At 67.4% G+C, this 19,067-nt stretch carries 21 protein-coding genes; 7 read left to right on the top strand and 14 right to left on the bottom strand.

Translation table 11 applies throughout. The features are described 5' to 3' along the window. Window positions 1–126 precede the first annotated feature (126 nt). Window positions 127–888 (top strand): 4-hydroxy-tetrahydrodipicolinate reductase, encoded by a 762-nt coding sequence (dapB, locus tag HNR11_RS08865; protein ID WP_179441993.1) that lies wholly within the window; start codon window positions 127–129, stop codon window positions 886–888. 5 nt (window positions 889–893) lie between these two features. Beyond that, on the top strand, window positions 894–1,346 hold the full coding sequence (locus HNR11_RS08860; protein WP_179441992.1) for a hypothetical protein: 453 nt from the start codon (window positions 894–896) through the stop codon (window positions 1,344–1,346). A gap of 77 nt (window positions 1,347–1,423) precedes the next feature. On the opposite strand, the gene HNR11_RS08855 is transcribed toward HNR11_RS08860, so the two are convergent. The 8 genes from HNR11_RS08855 to HNR11_RS08820 form a co-directional block, all read right to left on the bottom strand. After that, on the bottom strand, window positions 1,424–2,950 hold the full coding sequence (locus tag HNR11_RS08855) for a tripartite tricarboxylate transporter permease (RefSeq protein WP_218849677.1): 1,527 nt from the start codon (window positions 2,948–2,950) through the stop codon (window positions 1,424–1,426). A gap of 15 nt (window positions 2,951–2,965) precedes the next feature. Beyond that, window positions 2,966–3,418 (bottom strand): tripartite tricarboxylate transporter TctB family protein, encoded by a 453-nt coding sequence (locus tag HNR11_RS08850; protein WP_179441991.1) that lies wholly within the window; start codon window positions 3,416–3,418, stop codon window positions 2,966–2,968. Window positions 3,419–3,451: 33 nt separating this feature from the next. Next, window positions 3,452–4,450, bottom strand: a complete 999-nt coding sequence (locus tag HNR11_RS08845; RefSeq protein WP_179441990.1) for a tripartite tricarboxylate transporter substrate-binding protein — start codon at window positions 4,448–4,450, stop codon at window positions 3,452–3,454. A 124-nt stretch (window positions 4,451–4,574) separates the two neighbouring features. Continuing rightward, entirely contained in the window at window positions 4,575–5,309 is a 735-nt protein-coding gene (locus HNR11_RS08840; RefSeq protein ID WP_179441989.1) for a GntR family transcriptional regulator, read from the bottom strand. A gap of 97 nt (window positions 5,310–5,406) precedes the next feature. After that, the gene (locus HNR11_RS08835) at window positions 5,407–5,895 is read right to left on the bottom strand and encodes a molybdenum cofactor biosynthesis protein MoaE (protein ID WP_425488260.1); all 489 of its coding nucleotides are present in this window, start codon (window positions 5,893–5,895) and stop codon (window positions 5,407–5,409) included. Then, the gene (locus tag HNR11_RS08830) at window positions 5,892–6,530 is read right to left on the bottom strand and encodes a MogA/MoaB family molybdenum cofactor biosynthesis protein (protein WP_179441988.1); all 639 of its coding nucleotides are present in this window, start codon (window positions 6,528–6,530) and stop codon (window positions 5,892–5,894) included. Before HNR11_RS08830 ends, HNR11_RS08835 begins: the two co-directional genes overlap by 4 nt. Continuing rightward, on the bottom strand, window positions 6,527–7,027 hold the full coding sequence (gene moaC, locus HNR11_RS08825; protein WP_179441987.1) for a cyclic pyranopterin monophosphate synthase MoaC: 501 nt from the start codon (window positions 7,025–7,027) through the stop codon (window positions 6,527–6,529). Before moaC ends, HNR11_RS08830 begins: the two co-directional genes overlap by 4 nt. Next, window positions 7,024–8,367: a molybdopterin molybdotransferase MoeA gene (locus HNR11_RS08820; RefSeq protein WP_179441986.1), complete on the bottom strand. Its 1,344-nt coding sequence runs from the start codon at window positions 8,365–8,367 to the stop codon at window positions 7,024–7,026. The genes moaC and HNR11_RS08820 overlap by 4 nt, the downstream gene beginning before the upstream one ends. Before the next feature lie 187 nt (window positions 8,368–8,554). Here HNR11_RS08820 and moaA point away from each other — a divergent pair, with 187 nt between their 5' ends. From moaA to HNR11_RS08805, 3 genes are all read left to right on the top strand, one after another. Beyond that, window positions 8,555–9,688 (top strand): GTP 3',8-cyclase MoaA, encoded by a 1,134-nt coding sequence (gene moaA / locus HNR11_RS08815; protein WP_179442939.1) that lies wholly within the window; start codon window positions 8,555–8,557, stop codon window positions 9,686–9,688. 5 nt (window positions 9,689–9,693) lie between these two features. Next, entirely contained in the window at window positions 9,694–10,086 is a 393-nt protein-coding gene (locus tag HNR11_RS08810) for a MoaD/ThiS family protein (protein WP_218849676.1), read from the top strand. 61 nt (window positions 10,087–10,147) lie between these two features. Continuing rightward, window positions 10,148–10,522 (top strand): nuclear transport factor 2-like protein, encoded by a 375-nt coding sequence (locus tag HNR11_RS08805; protein WP_179441985.1) that lies wholly within the window; start codon window positions 10,148–10,150, stop codon window positions 10,520–10,522. A gap of 41 nt (window positions 10,523–10,563) precedes the next feature. On the opposite strand, the gene HNR11_RS08800 is transcribed toward HNR11_RS08805, so the two are convergent. The 3 genes from HNR11_RS08800 to HNR11_RS08790 form a co-directional block, all read right to left on the bottom strand. Further along, window positions 10,564–11,124, bottom strand: coding sequence for a hypothetical protein (locus HNR11_RS08800; protein ID WP_179441984.1), 561 nt, complete (start codon window positions 11,122–11,124; stop codon window positions 10,564–10,566). 38 nt (window positions 11,125–11,162) lie between these two features. After that, window positions 11,163–12,464 carry a M16 family metallopeptidase gene (locus tag HNR11_RS08795; protein ID WP_179441983.1) on the bottom strand — a complete coding sequence of 434 codons (1,302 nt, stop codon included), beginning with the start codon at window positions 12,462–12,464 and terminating at the stop codon, window positions 11,163–11,165. Between the two features lie 183 nt (window positions 12,465–12,647). After that, entirely contained in the window at window positions 12,648–13,079 is a 432-nt protein-coding gene (locus HNR11_RS08790; protein ID WP_106122999.1) for an Lrp/AsnC family transcriptional regulator, read from the bottom strand. A 147-nt stretch (window positions 13,080–13,226) separates the two neighbouring features. On the opposite strand from HNR11_RS08790, the gene HNR11_RS08785 reads away from it, so the two are divergent. After that, window positions 13,227–14,255: an ornithine cyclodeaminase gene (locus tag HNR11_RS08785; protein WP_179441982.1), complete on the top strand. Its 1,029-nt coding sequence runs from the start codon at window positions 13,227–13,229 to the stop codon at window positions 14,253–14,255. Between the two features lie 6 nt (window positions 14,256–14,261). Further along, on the top strand, window positions 14,262–15,302 hold the full coding sequence (ctlX, locus tag HNR11_RS08780) for a citrulline utilization hydrolase CtlX (RefSeq protein WP_179441981.1): 1,041 nt from the start codon (window positions 14,262–14,264) through the stop codon (window positions 15,300–15,302). 134 nt (window positions 15,303–15,436) lie between these two features. Here the strand turns inward: ctlX and HNR11_RS08775 are convergent, their stop codons facing one another. The 3 genes from HNR11_RS08775 to poxB all read right to left on the bottom strand — a co-directional run bounded on the left by HNR11_RS08775 (window position 15,437) and on the right by poxB (window position 19,043). Further along, the gene (locus HNR11_RS08775; RefSeq protein WP_343050629.1) at window positions 15,437–16,081 is read right to left on the bottom strand and encodes a hypothetical protein; all 645 of its coding nucleotides are present in this window, start codon (window positions 16,079–16,081) and stop codon (window positions 15,437–15,439) included. A 443-nt stretch (window positions 16,082–16,524) separates the two neighbouring features. Further along, the gene (locus HNR11_RS08770; protein ID WP_179441980.1) at window positions 16,525–17,226 is read right to left on the bottom strand and encodes a DUF6318 family protein; all 702 of its coding nucleotides are present in this window, start codon (window positions 17,224–17,226) and stop codon (window positions 16,525–16,527) included. A 101-nt stretch (window positions 17,227–17,327) separates the two neighbouring features. Then, the gene (poxB, locus tag HNR11_RS08765; protein WP_179441979.1) at window positions 17,328–19,043 is read right to left on the bottom strand and encodes a ubiquinone-dependent pyruvate dehydrogenase; all 1,716 of its coding nucleotides are present in this window, start codon (window positions 19,041–19,043) and stop codon (window positions 17,328–17,330) included. Window positions 19,044–19,067 lie beyond the last annotated feature (24 nt).

The following is a 19,067-nucleotide window of genomic DNA, read 5'->3' as shown; positions in this document are numbered from 1 at the left end:
TTCGAACACCCCTCCCTTGCGTTTTACCGGGCTTTCCTAGCGCTACTGGGCTGACCGTAGCCCCGGTAGCGCTCGCACGCGCAGGTAGAACGCCGGAGGAGCTGGGGCGGGCGATAGGCTGGGTCCATGAGCAATGCAGAGATTCGAGTCGCCGTCCTCGGTGCGAGTGGCCGCATGGGCAGCGAGGCCGTGAAGGCCATCCAGGACGCCCCGGATATGGAGCTGGTCGCGGCGCAGGGCCGCGGGAACGAGCTCAGCGAGATCCTCTCCGCCGGCGCCACCCACGTGGTTGATCTGACCGTGCCGGAGTCCACCGAGGCGAATGTGCGCTTCGCCGTGGAGCACGGGCTCCACGCCGTCGTCGGCACCACGGGGTGGGACACCGAGAGGCTGCAGGCGCTGGAGCAGCTGCTCAACGAGCATGGTTCCGTAGGGGTGCTGATCGCCCCGAACTTCGCGCTGGGCTCGGTGCTGGCCACCGCCTTCGCCGCCAAGGCGGCACAGTACTTCGACTCTGCCGAGATCATCGAGCTGCACCACCCCAAGAAGGTCGACGCCCCCTCGGGCACTGCGGTGCGCACCGCGGAGCTGATGGGACAGGCCCGGGATGCCGCCGACGTCGGCCCCTCCCCCGATGCCACCGAGAAGGCCCTGGACGGTGCCCGCGGCGCAGAGGTCGCCGGGATCCATGTGCACTCGGTGCGCCTGCGCGGGCTCGTGGCGCACCAGGAGGTCCTGCTGGGCTCCACCGGTGAGCAGCTGAGCATCCGGCACGACTCCTTCGACCGGGTCTCCTTCATGCCCGGTGTGCTGCTGGGGCTGCGCACAGTGGGCTCGCGCCCCGGCCTGACCCACGGACTCGACGGCTACCTGGATCTGGGGCTGTAGTCGGCGTGAAGACCAAATTCTGGACCGGACTGGTCATCGTCCTGCTCGCCATCATGTTAGTCGGCGCCGGGGCCTCCGCCTGGCGCTTCCTGCGCGTGGATGACCTCTACGCGCAGCTGATCGGTGGCGGCGCGATGCTCCTGGTCATCCTTGGAGTCTGGGTGCTGGGCCGCGAGCTGTTCTTCGGCATCGGGGTGGAACGGCTGGGACGGACTCTGGAGGCCGAGGGCGGCCTGCCCGCGGACACCGTGGAGCGCTCTGCCGGTGGCCGGGCGAATCGCGCCCAGGCCGACGAGCAGTTCAAGCTCTACGCCGCCGAGGCAGAGGCCGCCCCCGAGGACTGGCGCTCCTGGTTCCGGCTCTCCATCGCCTACGACATCGCCGGGGACCGCACGCGTGCCCGGAAGAACATGCGCAAGGCGATCGCCATGGAGAAGACCTCCCGCACCAAGGGCTAGGACGAGCCCGACCTGACGAATCGACTGAGCCGGCCCCTCTCGAGGAGCCGGCTCAGTCGATCTGGTGCCGAGACGAGCTACACCGTCACCGACGCCTTGGCCTCCCGGGGTGCCTTCCGCGCCCGGTTCACCTTGTAGAGACTGAACCCGATCGAACCCACGGCGAGGACCAGGAAGGTCAGCGAGATCGGCCGCGTGACGAAGGTGCTCAGCGAGTCGCTGAGCTGCAGCGCGCGCAGCAGCTCCTCTTCCAGGGTCGCACCCAGGATCAGCCCCAGGATCATCGGGCCCAGCGGGACACTGAGCTTCACCAGCAGGTACCCGATGATGCCGAAGACGACGACGACCCAGATGTCGAAGATCCGGTTGTTCATCGCGAAGGATCCCACCGCGGTGAGCAACAGGATGCAGGGCACCAGGATCGCCTTAGGCACCAGGGTGACCCGGGCGAGGAACGGCAGCAGCAGGGTCTGGACGACCAGCACACACAGCGCCGCGACCACGATCGAGAGGTAGATCGAGTTCACCAGCACCGGCTGCCGCTCGAAGAGGCCCGGACCCGGTGCGATCCCATGCAGGATCAGCGCCCCCATCATCACCGCCTGCGCCACATCCCCGGGGATGCCCAGGGTGATCGTGGGGATGAACGCGCCGCCGGCGACCGCGTTGTTCGAGGTCTCAGAGGCCACGATCCCTCCAGGATGGCCCTTGCCGTAGTTCTCGGGGTCGCGCTTCTCGGCCTTCTTCGCCCGGTCGTAGCTGATGAAGTTCGCCGACTCCGCCCCGGCTGCCGGGAGGGTGCCGATGAACGTGCCCACCATCGAGGAGCGGACCGCGTTGCGCTTCTCCCGCCACATATCGCGCAGCACCTGACCGTAGGGGACGCGGATCCTCGGGGCGCTGGCTCCCGAGCTGGGACGGGCGTCCAACCGGGACTCTTCGACGTTGACCAGCAGCTGGGACACGGCGAAGAGGCCGATCAGCACCGGGATGGCGCTGAGTCCTCCGGAGAGCTGGGGGTTGTCGAAGTTGAACCGCATCTGACCCGCCGGGGCGACACCGATGGTGCTGATCAGGAGTCCCAAGCAGGCGGCGATGAGCCCCTTGACCAGGTGTTTTCCGCTGAGCCCGGCCACTAAGGTGAGCGCGAACAGCACGAGCGAGAAGATCTCCCAGGGCCCGAAGTTCAGCGTGAACCGCCCGATGATCGGCCCCACCAGGAAGAGCACTGCGGCCCCGATCAGGGTTCCGATCACCGAGGAGGCGATGCCGATCCCCAGCGCCCGTGCCGGTTCTCCGGCCTTGGCCATGGGGTATCCGTCATAGATGGTCACCACCGAGGACGGGGTGCCGGGGATGCCGAGCAGGATCCCAGCGATCAGGCCCCCGGAGAGACCTCCGATGTAGATCCCGATCATCAGCGCAAGACCCTGAACCGGGCCCATGGCGAAGGTGAACGGGAACGCGAGCACCAGCGCCATCGTGAAGGTGAACCCGGGGATGGCCCCGGCGATGATGCCGACGAAGACGCCGACCAGAATCGTCAGCAGAGTCAGCGGCGCGGCGACCTCACCGGCGGCTGCTGCCAGACCTAGTTCCATCATGTGAGTCCTGTTCCCCTACGGCAGCACTATGCGCAGGACGTTCTCGAACACCCGATTGAGGGTGAAGGGCAGCAGCATGGCCAGCGCGAGACTGGCGATGAGGACCGGCTTGGAGTACTCCCTGATCAGCAGCGCGAACCCGCCGAGCAGGAAGATCGCTGAGCTGAGCACGAAGCCTGCCAGTCCCAGGAGCGCGACGTAGGCGGAGAGCATCGCGACCATCGCGGGAACCCGCCAGTGCACTCTCAGGAACGTTCCCAGCCCCTGGAAGCTCACCGCCTGTTCTGCGGCGACGAAGCTTCGCACCAGCAGGATCGCGGTGAGACCGAAGATCAGGCTGAGGATCACCCGTGGGAAGAAGGCGGGGCCGAGCGCCGCCCCGCCGGTGGGCCCGGGCAGCTCGGCTGTCTGTGACCAGAAGGCACCGGCGAGGACCACCAGGGCCAGGCAGAAGAGGCGGTCAGCCATGGGGACACCTCGGCAGAGCTCGTGTCCTCATGCTCAGAATTCCTGCATCTGGTCGGCCAGCTGCTCCATCGAGGAGTCCAGCTCATCGATGTGGCTCTGGTAGTCCTCGGAGTTCATGAAGTTCGGGTAGGACCCGAGCTCTTCGACCCGATCCTGGAACTCCTCGTCCTCGAAGGCGGCTTCGAAGGCGTCCTGCAGGACCTCGATATGCTCCGCCGGGGTCCCCTCGGGGGCGAGGAATCCGCGGTCCACGGTGAGCGTGAAGTCGATGCCCTGTTCCGAGACGGTGGGCAGATCCGGCAGCTGCGGGTCCCGCTCGTCGTTGACCACGCCCAGCGGGAGCATCGAGCCGTCTTCGATGTAGCCCTCGCCCGAGGCGTAGTCGCCGGTCATGCCGTCGACCTCCCCCGAGATGAGCGCGGCGTACTGCGGGCCGGTGCCGTTGTAGTTCACGTAGTTCAGCGAGGTGGGATCGATCCCTGCGGCGTCGAGGATCGCGGCGATCGTGTAGTGATCCTCCGAGCCGGTGGTGAAGGCCCAGGTCACTTCGCCAGGGTTGGCTTCCACATGATCAAGGAACCCTTCGAGGTCCTCGATGCCGTGCTCCTCGGCGAAGTCGGAGCTGACCGAGGGCAGGTGCGGGGTCGCGGTGCCCAGCGCGATGGGCGCGAACGCGTCGAAGCCGTAGTCGACGATATTGGTGTGGAACGCGGCAGCGGTCACCTGGTGGGTGCCCAGGATGGTGTAGCCATCAGCCTGGGAGTCCTTGACCTGGCGTGAGCCCACGGTGGCCGATGCGCCTTCGACGTTGATCGGGACGATGTTCTGACCGAGATGGTCCTCAGCGTATTCGGCCATGAGCCGGAACAGCACATCGGAACCGCCACCTGGCGGGTAGGGAATCACCATCTCCACCGGGGCAGTCGGGAATCCCTCCTCGGCGGCCCCTGCTTCCGCAGAGTCTCCACAGGAGCTCAATGCCAAGGCTCCGATGGCCAGGGTTCCGATGATCAGATGCGAGTTCTTCTTCACGGTGTTCTCCTCGGGTGGGTGGCGGGGTGCGAGTGTGCTGGGGTGTGCGGGTCTTGCGGTGAATCGGGCTGGTGGGCAGGCGGTGCGATCAGGCAGTGTGATCAGGCAGTGTGATCTGAAGCGGTCAGTGGGTGTACATGGGAGCAGGGACGGTGTCCGCGAACCCATGGACGGGCTTCCGGTGCAGGGCGCGGGCCAGTGCGGCGTGACGGGAACTGGTGATGTGCTCGGTCATGGCGGCCTCCGCGGCGGCGTAGTCGCGCTGGGCCAGCAGACCCAGGACAGTGAGGTGCTGGTCAGCCGCGAGGGCCAGCCGGTCCGAGGTCATGTAGCCGTACATGCGCAGAGCCCGGATGCGGTCGTTGACGTGGATCAGGACCGAGACCAGGGCGGGTTCTCCGGCGGCTTCGAGCACCCGGCAGTGAAACGCCTCGTCGAGGGCGACCATATGGGGCGCGGGCTCGGGCGGCTCGGCGCGCAGCTGTTCCCACTGCCACCAGAGGGCGTCGAGGATGGCGGTGTCGTACTCGCTCGGGCCGTGAGCCACCCGCCGGATCCCCTGCAGCTCCAGGGCCAGTCGGGCTTCGTAGAGCCCTCCGAGGACGTCCGGGGACGGGAGAACGAGTCCGAAGCCGTCGGTGTGCTTCTCCAGCAGTCCTTCCGCGACCAGCCGGGCGATGCTCTCACGCACCGGGGTTCGGGAGACGGAGAATTCCAAGGCCACAGACTTCTCGGTCAGGCGGTCCCATGGAGAGACGTGCCCTGCGCGGATCGCCGAGCGCAGCGCGGCGTAGACCCGGTCGGTGGCCGGTAACGCTGCGGCCTCCGTATTCGGGGCTGTCGACGCATCTGTATACATGCTGACAACGCTAGAAGGGCGATGTTTCCCTCCGGTTGCCCCGCGTTACCAGGTGATTGCTGCGGTGAGGCGTTTAGATGACCATCTCCGCACAGCTCTAGAGCCCGACCCATTCCTTGCTGCCGTCGGCGAAGAACTGTTCTTTCCAGATCGGCACCTGCTCCTTGGTCTGCTCCACCAGTTCGGCGCAGGCCTGGAAGGCCTCGGCGCGGTGGGCCGAGGCCACAGCGGCCACCAGCGCGTGGTCCCCGATGGCCAGGTCTCCGACCCGGTGCGCCACCCAGACCCGCACGGTGGGGAACCGCGCGGCGACGTCGACGGCCACCTGCGCGATCGCCTCTGCGGCCGAGGGGTGTGCGGTGTAGCTCAGCCGCTGCACGGATTGGCCCTGATCATGGTTGCGCACGATCCCGGAGAAGCCGACGACGGCGCCGGCCCGTTCTGCCCAGACCTCCGCCTCGGCACGAGCTGGCGTCAGCGGCTCCGCGCTGAGCTCAGCCAGGATCACGCGCTCCTGAGGGAATTCGAAGGGCTCCTCGGCCGCGAAGCCTGCCTGATTGAGCTCCTGAGGGTTCTCGGCGCTCACTCCTCGCCGCCCCAGGCCTCATGGTCGCGGATGTCCGCGACCTGGTCGCACAGGTGCGGCAGCAGCTCGATGAGCACCTCCATGCCTTCTCGGACCGCCTTCGGCGATCCCGGCAGGTTCACGATGACGGTCTTTCCCGTGACCCCAGCGACTCCCCGGCTGAGCGAGGCCAGCGGGTTCTTGGTCCGCCCATGGGCGCGCACCGCCTCCATGATCCCGGGGATCTCCTTGTCCAGGATCGGCTTGGTGAACTCCGGTGTCATGTCATCCGGGGTGAGCCCGGTGCCGCCCGAGGTGATGATCACTGCGGGTTCGATCTGGACCAGCAGCTCTGAGAGCGCGGCGAGGACTCCTTCGCCGTCGGGGATCAGCACCGGGGGGCGGGCGAAGAAGCCGATCTGCTTCGCGAATTCTGCGATCACCGGGGCTGAGCGGTCTTCGGTGACCCCGGTGGCAGCCCGGGTCGAGACGATCACCGGGGCGATCATCCGCGCGGTCTCGGCGTCGGAGTAGTCGGTCTCACCGAGGTCGGGCACCGGCGTCTCGGCCTCGGCACCAGCGGCCTCGCCGGGTTCGGGCTCGCCGCCGGGAGGCGGGGTGTTCTCATCGGGTGCGGCGTGCTGGGTGTCGGTCATCGAGTCTCCGTCTGTGTCCTGGCCCATTCTCCGCTGGCGCCACCGGTCTTGAACAGGACCATCTGGTCGGTGATCACGGCGCCCTTGTCCACGGCTTTGATCATGTCGTAGAGAGTCAACGCCGCGACGGTGGCCGCCGTCAATGCTTCGATCTCCACGCCGGTGCGCGAGGTGGTCTTCACCTCGGTGGTGATCAGCACCGATCCCGGGGCCGGTGCGTCGACGTCGAGGTCCACGGTGACCTTCGCGACCGGCAGCGGGTGGCACAGCGGGATCAGCTCCGGGGTCTTCTTGGCGGCCATGATCCCGGCGATCCGCGCCGTGGCCAGGGCGTCGCCCTTGGGCAGTCCGTCGCTGGCCAGCAGCGCGGTGACCTCGGGGGTGGTCTTGACCACCGCCTGAGCACGGGCCACCCGCTGGGTGACCTCCTTGCCGGAGACGTCGACCATGTGTGCGCTGCCGTCGCCGCGGACATGGGTCAGGCGCTGTTCGCTCATCGGGTGCCCACCCCGCGTCCGGTGATCAGCACGGCCTCGCGCTCGGAGCCGGCCGGCACCTCGACGTCGTCCTCGCTCAGTTCCAGCAGCGCGTCGGCTCGGGCCAGGTGACCCAGCAGGTGGGAGCCGGGGCCGCCCTCGAGCTGCACGCTGGGCACCGCGCCAGCCTCTGCGGTGGCGTCATCGAGGATCCGCACCCGACGGAACTGGCGGGTGCCCTGCGGGGAGCTGATGTCCTCGACGGTGCGCACGGTGACCCGGCGCTGCGGCTCGCAGTTGGGATCGACGGCCGCCAGTGCCGGCCGGACCAGGGTCTCCATGCTCACCGCAGAGGACACCGGATTCCCGGGCAGCGAGATCACGGCGATCGGCGCGCGCGGGTCCTCCTGCTGGGAACGCCAGTGCAGCAGTCCGCGGCCCTCCAGGTCACCTTCCAGCAGGCCCCAGCCCTGCGGTCCGCCGGGCTGCTGGGCGACGGCGCCGAAGGAGATGCCGCGCCGACCGAGTCCCTGCCGGACCACCTCATAGGCGCCCTTGCTGATCCCACCAGCGGTGATGATCAGGTGCGGGTGGTGCACGGCGACCAGCGCGTCGAGTGCATCGAGGAACCAGGCCGGATCATCGGTGCCGATCCGGGAGGTCTCGACCTGGTGTCCGAAGGTCTCCAGCACCGCGCCGAGCAGCGGGGTGTCAGCGTCGTAGAGCTGTCCCGGGCGCAGCTCGGAGCCCGGTCGACGGATCTCGTCTCCGGTGGAGACCACCAGGGCTCGGATCCGCTCCAGGACGCTGACCTCGGCATAGCCGCAGGCGGCCAGCACGGCGAGCTGGGCGGGGCTGATCACATCTCCGGGCTCGGCCAGGATCGTCCCGGCGTCGATGTCGGAGCCGACCTTCCGGATATAGCGGCCACGGGTGAGGTCGGCCGCGGCGAGCCCGCGGAAGTGGACCTCCTTGGCGCCGAACCCCTCGGTGAACTCCACCGGGATGACCAGATCAGCACCGGCGGGGATCGGGGCTCCGGTCATCACCTCGAACGCGGCACCCAGGGGTAGCAGCGCGGGCTCGTTGCCGGCCGCGGTGGTCCCGGCCACCGGCAGGGTGGCCTCGCCCTCATGCACGGCAAGGTCAGCGGCGCGCAGCGCGAAGCCGTCCATCTGGGAGTTGTCGAACCCTGGCAGGGGGACCTCGGAGACCAGCCGTTCCGCGACGATCCGCCCGGCGACCCCACCGGAGGAGATCTCCAGGGTCTCCGTTGCGCGCGCCCCCAGGGCGGCTCCGAGCACCTCTTTCAATCGGCTGATGTGCTCTTCCACGGGTACCCGCACAGTGCTTTCTGACATGGGACCAGTCTACGCAGAGGCACTGACATCTCCTGATCGCAGCAGGCGGGGCTACGATGGCAGAATGCAGCAGCTTCCAGCTGACCACGCCCCGGCTCCGGGCACCGCAACCCCGGGCGCCCCAACCCCGGGCGCCCCGGCTCCGGGCGCCGCGAGCGCGGCCGCGTCCCGTCCGGTCCAGCTGGGCATGCCCTCGCTGCCCTCAGCGCAGCCGGCCGCGCGGTCCAGCGTGCCCGGCGGGCCTGATACCCATGGTGCAGATCCGGCCCGCGGGCTGATGGACTCCTTCGGGCGTCGAGCCACCGACCTGCGGATCTCCCTGATCGATAAGTGCAATCTGCGCTGCACCTACTGCATGCCCGCCGAGGGTCTGCCCTGGCTGAGCAAGGACCAGCTGCTCTCGGCCGAGGAGATCCGCCGCCTGGTGCACATCGGAGTCAACACCCTCGGTGTGCGCGAGCTGCGCCTGACCGGCGGCGAGCCCCTGGTGCGAGCAGATCTGGTGGAGATCATCGCAGCCCTGCGCGCGGACCACCCGGACCTGCCGATCGCGATGACCACCAACGCCATCGGCCTCGAGCGCAAGGCCGCCGCCCTGGCCGAGGCCGGGCTGACCCGGGTGAACATCTCCTTAGACTCCGTGCACCGCGAGACCTTCGCCCAGTTGACCCGCCGCGACTCCCTGGAGAAGGTGCTGATCGGGGTGGAGGCTGCCGCCGCCGCAGGGTTGACGCCGCTGAAGATCAACGCGGTGCTGATGCGCGGGATCAACGACGTCCACGCCGCGGATCTTCTCGACTGGTCCCTCGAGCGCGGCTTCGAGCTGCGCTTCATCGAGCAGATGCCCCTGGACGGGGATCAGCAGTGGAACAGCGCCGGCACCGTCTCCGCCGCCGAGACCCGAGCGCTGCTCTCCGAACGCTTCGTGCTCTCCCCGACCCAGGAGAACCGCGATGGCGCCCCGGCGGAGCGCTTCGACGTCTACCCGCTGGGCACCAGCCCAGACTCGATCCGGATTGGAGAGCAGGGCCCGCCGCTGGGCCGGGTCGGGGTGATCGCCTCGGTGACCGAGCCGTTCTGCGCCGACTGCCGACGCACCCGGCTCACCGCAGAGGGCCGGGTCATGAGCTGCCTGTTCTCCAACGAGGAGTTCGACCTGATGCACCTGCTGCGCGCCCCCGGCACCACCGACGACGAGATCGCTCAGGCCTGGGCAGAGGCGATGTGGCTCAAGCCCGCCGCGCACGGCACCGACCGGCCCGGATTCGACCTGGCCAGCTTCCACCGCCCAGACCGCTCCATGTCCGCCATCGGAGGCTGACCCAGATGACCGAGACCTCCCCGCCCCCGAGCCACGCACCGATCCCTGCAGACAGTCCCGCCGGGAGCCCGGCAACCAGTCCCGCGGCGAGCCCCACCTCGATCTCCGTGCGGTTCTTCGCCGCCGCCGCCGAGGCCGCCGGGGCAGAGCAGCTCCAGCTTGAAGTCCCCGCGCAAGGCGTCGGCGTCGTCGACCTGCTGGCTGACCTGCCGCGGCTGGTCCGGCAGCAGCGCCCGCTCCCCCAGCACCCAGCGCACGACGACGCGGCCTCGCCCAGCCTGGAGCGGGTGTGTGCACGCAGCTCGTTCCTGGTCAACGGGGTGCGCGCCCGTCCCGAGACCACCCGGGTGCATCCCGGGGATCAGCTGGACGTGCTTCCGCCCTTCGCCGGCGGCTAGGCAGCCGGTCCCGGGCGCGAGGCGCTGACAGGTTCTCGGCCTGGCTTGTAGATTTCAGCCCATGATCAGGACGCCGATGGAGACGGTGCTGGCTCAGTTCGCGGCCTACCGCGTCGGAGACCGGCGAGCCGCGCGGATCCTGCTGCACGATGACATGACGTTCACCTCGCCGCAGGATGACCACATCGACAAGACGACCTTCTTGGAGACTTGTTTCCCGACCGCTGAGCGTTTCCTGAACCAGGAGATCACCACCGCGGTGGAGATCGAACCCGGCACCATCATGTTGCGCTACACCGCACAGCTGCGCGGCGAGAAGCCGTTCAGCAACGTGGAGATCATGAAGGTCCGCAACGGAGAGATCATCGAGATTGAGGTGTATTTCGGCGGGGTGCAGGCGGCTGAACCTGCCTACCGTCCCGCCCAGAAGATCTAGCAGCGCACCGAGGGGGCCGGCTGCCGCGGATCGCGTGGAGGTCAGGGAGGCAGCTCCACCTCGGTCAGCGGCTGGACCTCACGTTCACCCAGCGGCTCCTCCAACTCCAGGAACAGAGACACCAGGCGGGCCTCTTGGGTGCAGGCGGAGTTCACCGCATCGGATCGCGTGCCGGAGATCGTGGCGACGCGGACCTCCATCACATCCTCCTGCACCACGGCACGCACCCCGTAGCAGGCGGGATTGCCGGTGTAGAAGGCCACCTGCAGCTGGGTCGGGGCGGGAGAGGTGTAGTCCACCCAGCTGGAGAGATGCTCGGACACCAGGTTCCGGGTGGGCTGCACCAGAGCGGCGTTCATCCCGCCGTCGGGGTCATCGTTCCCTCCGCCGTCGGACCAATCCTCCCAACCGTCGGCCTGGCCTGGGGTGGTCGCCGCCGGAGCGCTGGTGGGCTCATCCCCCGGGCTGCCGCCTCCGAGGGAGTCGGGTCCCCCAGCGCAGGAGCTCAGGACGACCAGACCAAGCAGGACCATCGCGGCGCGAAGCCTACGTCGACGCCGCGAACCACTGAGCTGGTGCCTGCGTTCCTGGCTGCCACTCATGAGGCTCCCCTGTCACACCGTGGATGTCACGGCCCAGTCTAGGCGGGCCCGACCACGGTGACGGCTCGCGGTGAGCTGGCCAGCCGGGCGGCGACCTTGCGCACATCCTCGGCGGTGATGGCCTCGATCTGTTCCAGCGTGTCGGAGATGTCCACGAACTCCCCGCGGACCAGCTCCGCGCGCCCCAGCCGAGACATCCGCGAGGAGGTCTCCTCCATGCCCAGCACGGTGCCTCCGCGCAGCTGGCCCTTCGCGCGGGTCAGTTCTTCGGCGCTGACATGGACGGTGGCGATGCGGTCGAGCTCTGCGGCCATGACCTCGATGACCTTCTCGACCTTGTTCGGCAGGCACCCGGCGTAGAGGCCGAAGTAGCCGGCGTCGGTCATCGCCGAGGAGAAGGAGTAGGTGGAGTACGCCAGGCCGCGGCGCTCGCGGACCTCCTGGAAGAGCCGGGAGGACATGCCCCCGCCGAGCACCGCGTGCATCACCGAGAGCGCGAAGCGGTCCTCGTCGGAGGCGGCCATGCCGCGGCCGCCCAGGATCACCTGGGACTGCTCCACGGGTTTGATGATGGTCTCGGTTCCGGCGCGGACTGGGATCTCGGTCTCCTGACCGACCCGTCGCTCCGCAGGTGAACCGGGCACCGTCATGTCCCAGGAGGACTTCTGAAGCGCCTCGGCGATCAGGGAGACCACGTGGTCGTGGTCGAGGCCGCCGGCGGCGGTGATGACCAGCTCATCGGGCCGGTACCAGCGCTGGTAGTGGTTGAAGACGTCCTCGCGACTGGCGGCGTTGATCTCCTCGGGGGTGCCGCCGATGGGCCGGCCCAGCGGGTGCCCGTCGAGGACCTGGGCGCCGAAGCGTTCATGGACCACGTCTTCGGGGTCGTCTTCGGCCATGGCGAGCTCTTCAAGGATCACCCCGCGCTCGATCTCCATCTCTTCCGGGTCCAGCAGCGCGGAGGTGACGATGTCGGTGAGCACCTCCACCGCCATGGGCAGGTCGGTGTCGAGCACCCGGGCGTAATAGCAGGTGTGCTCCTTGCCGGTCAGCGCGTTGGACTCACCGCCGACGCTGTCGAAGGCGGAGGCGATCTCCAGCGCGGACCGGGTCTTGGTGCCCTTGAACAGCAGGTGCTCCAGGAAGTGCGTGGAGCCGTGCTGATGGGCCGCCTCATCGCGGGAACCCACCCCGATCCAGAACCCCAGGGTCACCGAGCGCTGGCCCGGCATCTCCTCGGTGAGCACCCGCACCCCGGCGGGCAGCACGGAGCGGCGGACGGTGGAGCCGGCGTCGTTGTTCAGGACGCCTTCGGTGTGGGGATCAATGGTGACGCGCATAGACCCCCAGGCTACCTGGGCAGTTGAGTAATCCGGCACTTACGTATCCGCCGGAGAACTCAACTGCCCAGGAGGAATGGCGGGAGAACGACGACGGCGCGGGCTCGGCTCCCAGCGCGCGGCCACCGTCCGGTCTCAGGGACCGGCCCGACTACGCCTGGCCCGGCGCGGCGCGGCTCGGCTTCAGCGGACCACCGAGCTCAGCAGCAGGCTGGTCTCGCTGTTGACCACACCTTTGATCCCCCGGACCCGGCGCAGCACCTCGTCGAAGTCGCGCAGGTTCTCGCAGGAGATCTCGGCGACCAGGTCCCATCCGCCGTTGGTGGTGTGCAGCGCCATGATCTCGGGGAAGCCGCGCAGCTCGGCGATCACGTGATCGGTGGTGCGCCCGACGACCTCGATGAAGGAGATGGCACGGACCTCCCCGGTCTCGTTGTGGTCGTGGACCCGCACGCTGAACCCCACGATGACCCCTTGGGCCTTGAGCTTCTCGATCCGGCTGGTGACCGTGGCGCGGGCGACCCCGAGCTGTTCTGCGAGCGCTGCCACCGGGGCGCGGCCGTCCTTGCGCAGCGCAGAGATCAGGCGACGGTCGAGGTCGGTGAGTCGAGGCATGTGCATCATGCTAACTCCACCTTGCCAGACCGCCACCTGAGTGCCCCGAAATTCAGCAGAATGGCTCTTACATGTACACATCGAGATCTCTAGGCTGAGCGGCATCAACCTGACACGTTTCCCGCACCACCTTTGAAGGAGTTCCTCATGACGCAGTTCGTCGACGTCGGCAACATGGCCCGCTGGATCCAGCGTGAGGGCGTGGAGCCCCTGATGACCGGGATGATCGCCTACCTGGAGGATGACTTCCGCCGCTGGGAGAGCTTCGACAAGATCCCGCGCATCGCCAGCCACACGCCCTTCGGCGTGATCGAGCTGATGCCGACCTCCGATCTGGAGACCTACGCGTTCAAGTACGTCAACGGGCACCCGCTGAACCCCTCCCGGGGGTTCCAGACCGTCACCGCCTTCGGGATGCTCGCCGATGTCGACAACGGCTACCCGACGTTCCTGGCCGAGATGACCCTGCTCACCGCGCTGCGCACCGCCGCGACCTCGGCGATGACCGCGAAGGCGCTCGCCCGTCCGGAATCGCAGCGGATGGCGCTGATCGGCGCGGGGTCCCAGGCGGAGTTCCAGGCGCTGGCGATCCGCTCCGCCCTGGGCATCGAGGACCTGCAGGTCTTCGACGTGGATCCGGCGGCGCTGGAGAAGCTGCGCCGGAACCTGGAGCCGCTGGGCTTCCGGGTCACCCTGGCCTCCTCCACCGATGAGGCAGTGGCCGGGGCGGACATCATCACCACCTGCACTGCGGACAAGGCGCAGAACACCATTCTGAGCTCCGCGCAGATCACCCCCGGGGTACACATCAACGCCGTGGGCGGGGACTGCCCGGGCAAGACCGAGCTCGACGCTGAGATCCTGCGCCGCGGCCGGGTCTTCGTGGAGTACCCGGAGCAGACCCGGATCGAGGGGGAGATCCAGCAGATGGAGCCCGACTTCCCCGTGGTCGAGTTCTGGAAGGTGCTCACCGGTGCAGAGTCCGGTCGGCGGTCCGCCGAGGAGATCACGATCTTCGACTCGGTGGGCTTCGCGATCGCTGATCTTTCCGCGCTGCGCTTCGTCCGCGACGCCACTGCAGGCACCGACCTGCAGACCTCGCTGGACCTGGTGGCCGACCCCGAGGACCCGAAGGATCTGTTCTCCCTTGTCAGCTCGATGAAGCCGGTGGGGTGATCCTCGATGACTGAGGTGCTCACGACACCTGCGAGGCGGTTCTCGCTGGGCAACGACGGCGCGGCGAGGGTCGCGGCTGCGGAGGATCTTGTGTCCCCGGATCAGCTGACCGAGCAGTCGCCCTCCCGGGTGGTGCTGGTGCGACCACACCAGTTCACCCCGAACCCCGAGACCGCGGCGGACAACAGCTTCCAGCAGCGGATCCTTGATGTGCTCCTGCCTTCGGCGGCTCGCGAGTCTGCCCGCCAGATCGCCGCGGCCGCCTACGCCGAGGTCACCAGGCTGGGACGGACCCTGGAGGGCCTGGGCATCGGAGTCGACATCTTCGATGATCCCTCCGCGGAGACCCCCGACAGCGTCTTTCCGAACAACTGGTTCAGCACGCACCCTGACGGCACGGTCACGCTGTACCCGATGTATGCGAAGAACCGCCGTGCCGAGCGGCGTGAGGACATTCTGGCGCACCTGCAGGAGACCTGCCGGGTCCGCCGCGTGGTGGACTACTCCTCCGCGGAGCGTTTCGGGGAGTACCTGGAGGGGACCGGGTCGATGGTCCTGGACCACCGCGCCCGGCTGGCCTATGCCTGCCGCTCGCGTCGTCTCTCTCCGGCGCTGTTCACGGAGTTCTGCGCCGACTTCGGCTACACCCCGGTGCTCTTCGACGCCACCGACGGCGACGGTGTGCCGGTCTATCACACCAACGTGATGATGTCCGTGGGCACCGACGTCGCGCTGATCAGCTCCGAGATGATCCGTGACCGCTCCCAGCGCGAGCACGTGCTCGGCGTGCTGCGTGGATCGGGCAGAACCGTGGTGGAGCTCAGCGAATCCCAGGTGGGACGCTTTGCCGGGAACTGCCTGGAGCTGGCGGGGAGCTCAGGCCGCTGCCTGGTGCTCTCCACCACGGCTGAAGCGAGCCTGACCGATGTCCAGCGCGACGCCATCTCCGCGCACTGCACCCTGGTGCCCGTGGATGTCTCCACGCTGGAGGCCGCCGGCGGCTCGGTGCGCTGCATGATCGCCGGGAATCACCTCCCCCGCCGCTAACCCCTTCCTGGGCAGTTGAGTTCTCCGGTGCCGACATTTGGGCCGGAGAACTCAACTGACTGGGATGGGCGGCTGGGAACGGACGACGACGGCGCCCGCTCGCCTCATACTGTGGTGCGGCGCGATGCGTGGGTTCAGTTCCCCAGCCAGTTGCCGTCAGCGTCGTACTGGTCGGCGAAGATCTTGGGCGGGGTATCTCCGGGTTCGAGGGTCACCGGTCCGTTGCAGCCCCAGTCGACGGTGTCGCGGCAAGATCCGGAGACGTTGCGGGCGGCGACGCGCCAGATATCCGCCTCACCCGGTGAGGCTTGAACGTCGACGGAGCCGGGGATGACGATCCAGGGACCGCCGCCGACCCGGTATTCGCCCACAAACGTGGTGGCCAGACTGACCGGGAATCGCCCGGTCTCGGTGTAGACGTGGCTGGTGGGTGTCTCTTGGTCGGTCTTGACGACGGTTTCGCCCTGCCAGCTGTCCGGCATCGGTTCGCCTGGATCGTAGGTCACCCGACTGGCGCCGTCACCGTAGTCCCACAAGAAGCTCTGCGGATTGACCCGGATCTCGACGGGGATGCCGAGCAGGTTCTCGTTCAGGGTCTGCGTCTGGACGTCCGCAAACATATGCGTATGGCGGCCTCGATATCCGAAACCGAGCAGGTCGGGTTCGAACTCGACGGATCCTCCGACGATCGGGAGGGTGGCGAAAGCTTCTTCCACGGCACCGGGAAGGAGGGCCATGACGTCCACTTGTTCTTCTTGCTCTACTTCTTCAATTTCCACCGCTTCAGCAGCTGGGGCACAAATGAACCCTGAGAATTCGCCTGTATCGACGGGACTTACGACTTCCATATCCCGGGAATCACACTGCTCGAGCAAGACCTCACGGCAGTCTTCCCGTCCGACGGCTCGCTCTTCGGAGCAATACACAGGTGGCAACGGGGGGCGTGATCGAGTCCGGGGCTCCGTTGCCTCTCCAGCGTCTGAGCGGCGCTCCGGAGTTTGATTTCGATCCGTTCGTTGCGCTCTCTCCGGTGCACCTCGGACAGGACAAGTGCTTATGTTCGCCCGTGCCTCGCCCGGAGCAGTCCAACGAGCAGAGGTATTGCACAACTGACCGCTCGATGGTGAACCGTGACCCGGTTCAGGAGTGAGGAGGATCAGGGAGTATGCACACAGCACGAACATGAGTCCCAGGCTCCGCGCAGCCCGGCCAAGGATTCGCATTAGCTCTCTGCTCCGACTTCGTCCGGAAAGTACAACTCAAGGACTTGCCAGCGATCGGCCTGGAATTGCAGCAATGCCTCGAGGCCCGCCAAAGACTCCTCCGCGCCCTCGACTCTGAGCTCACCATCGGCATCGAACTCGAGCAGTTCGCCCTCACGAATCGTGAAGATGATCGATACTTCGTTTTCTTGCGACACACTGCTTGCTACCGGGTCTTCAATCGACGCTCCCTCGGTGACATGCCACCCTTCATCGACGTCGTAGAGTTGCTGAAACTGCCCAATTCGTGCAGCGCATATCTCACAGTCCGAGTCTGACGAGCTCTCGAACGCAGCAGAATCTCCCGTGAGTTGCATGTACAAGTCCGCCTCAAACCAATACTCCAGCGCAGCCAGCGCGCCCTCTTGAGTCTCTTCATAGATCTCATCCGGAACCTCAGGCTCGGGCCAGTTCTGCGCTGGCCCCTCCGAGGATGCAGCGACCGGCGTCGGCGAGGATTCAGCACTCGGATCACCACCGTCATCTCCGCTTGACTCTGAGGGTTCCGACGCGCCAGCCGCCGCAGAAGACTCCGCAGGACTCGGCTCACCAGCCGCCCCGTCCGGCTCATCCCCCGCATCCTCACCCCCGCAGGAGCTCAGAGCAAAGCTGAGAATCACCGCAAGACCCACCGCACCGACCCGACCCGCTGAAGTGTTCATGAACCTGTTCCGTTCACTCCGTCACTGCTTCTGGTGCAACAGACTAAACAGAACTGCCCCGGCGCAAAAGGGGCCGGGGCAGTTCTGTGGAGGAGCTCAGGTCAGAAGAGCTGGCGGAAATTCGTCTTCGCCAGGTCGACCAGCTCGTCGCCGCGCCCACTGAGCACAGTGCGCACCGCATAGAGGGTGAAGCCTTTTGCCTGCTCAGCGGTGATGTTCGGCGGCATCGAGAGCTCTTGACGCTCGGTGACCACGTCCAGAAGAGCGGGGCCATCGTGCGCGAGGAACTCTTCCACCGCCGCAGGAAGATCTTCAGATTCTTCGACCCGAATCCCCTTGATATCCATCGCCTCGGCCACCTTCGCGAAGTTGGGATTCTTCAGGTCGGTCCCGTAGTTGACGATGCCGGCAGCCTTCATCTCGACCTCCACGAAGTTCAGCGACGAGTTGTTATAGACCACGGTCTTCACCGGCAGCTCATTCTGCGTGATCGTCAGCAGCTCCCCCATCAGCATCGCCAGCCCGCCATCGCCGGCGAGCGCGATGACCTGCTTCTCCGGCTCAGCCATCTGCGCACCGATCCCCTGCGAGATCGCGTTGGCCATGGAGCCGTGGCTGAAGGAGCCGAGCAGCCGGCGTCGGCCGTTCATCGTCAGATAGCGGCAGGCCCAGACCACGGGTGAACCGACGTCGGGCAGGAAGATGGCGTCGTCGTCGGCGGCGTCATTGATCAGCTTGGTCAGGTACTGCGGGTGGATGGTCCGCTTGGACGGGGTGGCCAGCGCGTCGAGATCCTTGCGCGTCTTGGCGTAGTGCTTGGTCGCCCCCTCAAGGTGGCTGGAGTCCGTGTGCGCATCGAGCATCGGCAGCAGCGCCTGCACGGTGTCCTTCACCGAACCGACCAGTCCGACGTCGACCGGGGTGCGCCGACCGATCTGCGAGCCGCGGATGTCCACCTGCACCACCTTCGCGTCCTCCGGATAGAACTGCTGGTAGGGCAGGTCTGAGCCGAGCACCAGCAGCGTCTCGCAGGTCGCCATCGCCCGGTACCCGGAGGAGAAGCCGAGCAGACCGGTCATCCCGACGTCGTAGGGGTTCTCCCACTCCACGTGCTCCTTCCCGCGCAGCGCGTGCACGATCGGAGCCTGCAGCCGTTCGGCGATCGCGAGCATCTCCGGGTGCGCCCCGGCGACGCCGGCACCGGCGAGGATGGTCACCCGGTCGCAGGTGTTCAGCGCCTCGGCGGCACGCTCCAGGTCCGACTCGGACGGAATCACGCGCGAGTGCATAGGGCTGATCGTCTCGACCTCGGCACTGATGTCGGCGAGCGCCACATCCCCCGGGACCACCAGCACCGCGACGCCGCGCTTCTCGATGGCCTCGCGCATGGCGATGCGCAGCAGCCGTGGCATCTGATCCGCGTGGGCGACGTGTTCCACATAGACGCTGCATTCCCGGAACAGCTCCTGCGGATGGGTCTCCTGGAAGTAGGTGGACCCGATCTCCTCGCTGGGGATGTGCGCGGCGATCGCCAGCACCGGAGTGCGCGAGCGCTGGGCGTCGAAGAGCCCGTTGATCAGGTGCAGATTCCCTGGACCGCAGCTCCCGGCGCAGACCGCGAGCTCCCCGGTGACCTGGGACTCCGCACTCGCGGCGAAGGCGGCGGCCTCTTCATGCCGGGTCGGCACCCACTCGATGGTCCCCGCCGCGCGCAGCGCATCGGTGAGACCGTTGAGCGAATCTCCGGAGATCCCGTAGATCCGCTCGACTCCGCTGGCGTGCAAGGTGTCAACGATGTTCCGTGCGACTGTCGGCATGGCGTCCTTCCGAAGGGGTCACCG

The organism is Nesterenkonia sandarakina (genome assembly GCF_013410215.1).
GTDB lineage: Bacteria > Actinomycetota > Actinomycetes > Actinomycetales > Micrococcaceae > Nesterenkonia > Nesterenkonia sandarakina.
The sequence above is the reverse complement of the archived record's forward strand: the minus strand, read 5'-3'. Positions and strand labels throughout refer to the sequence as shown.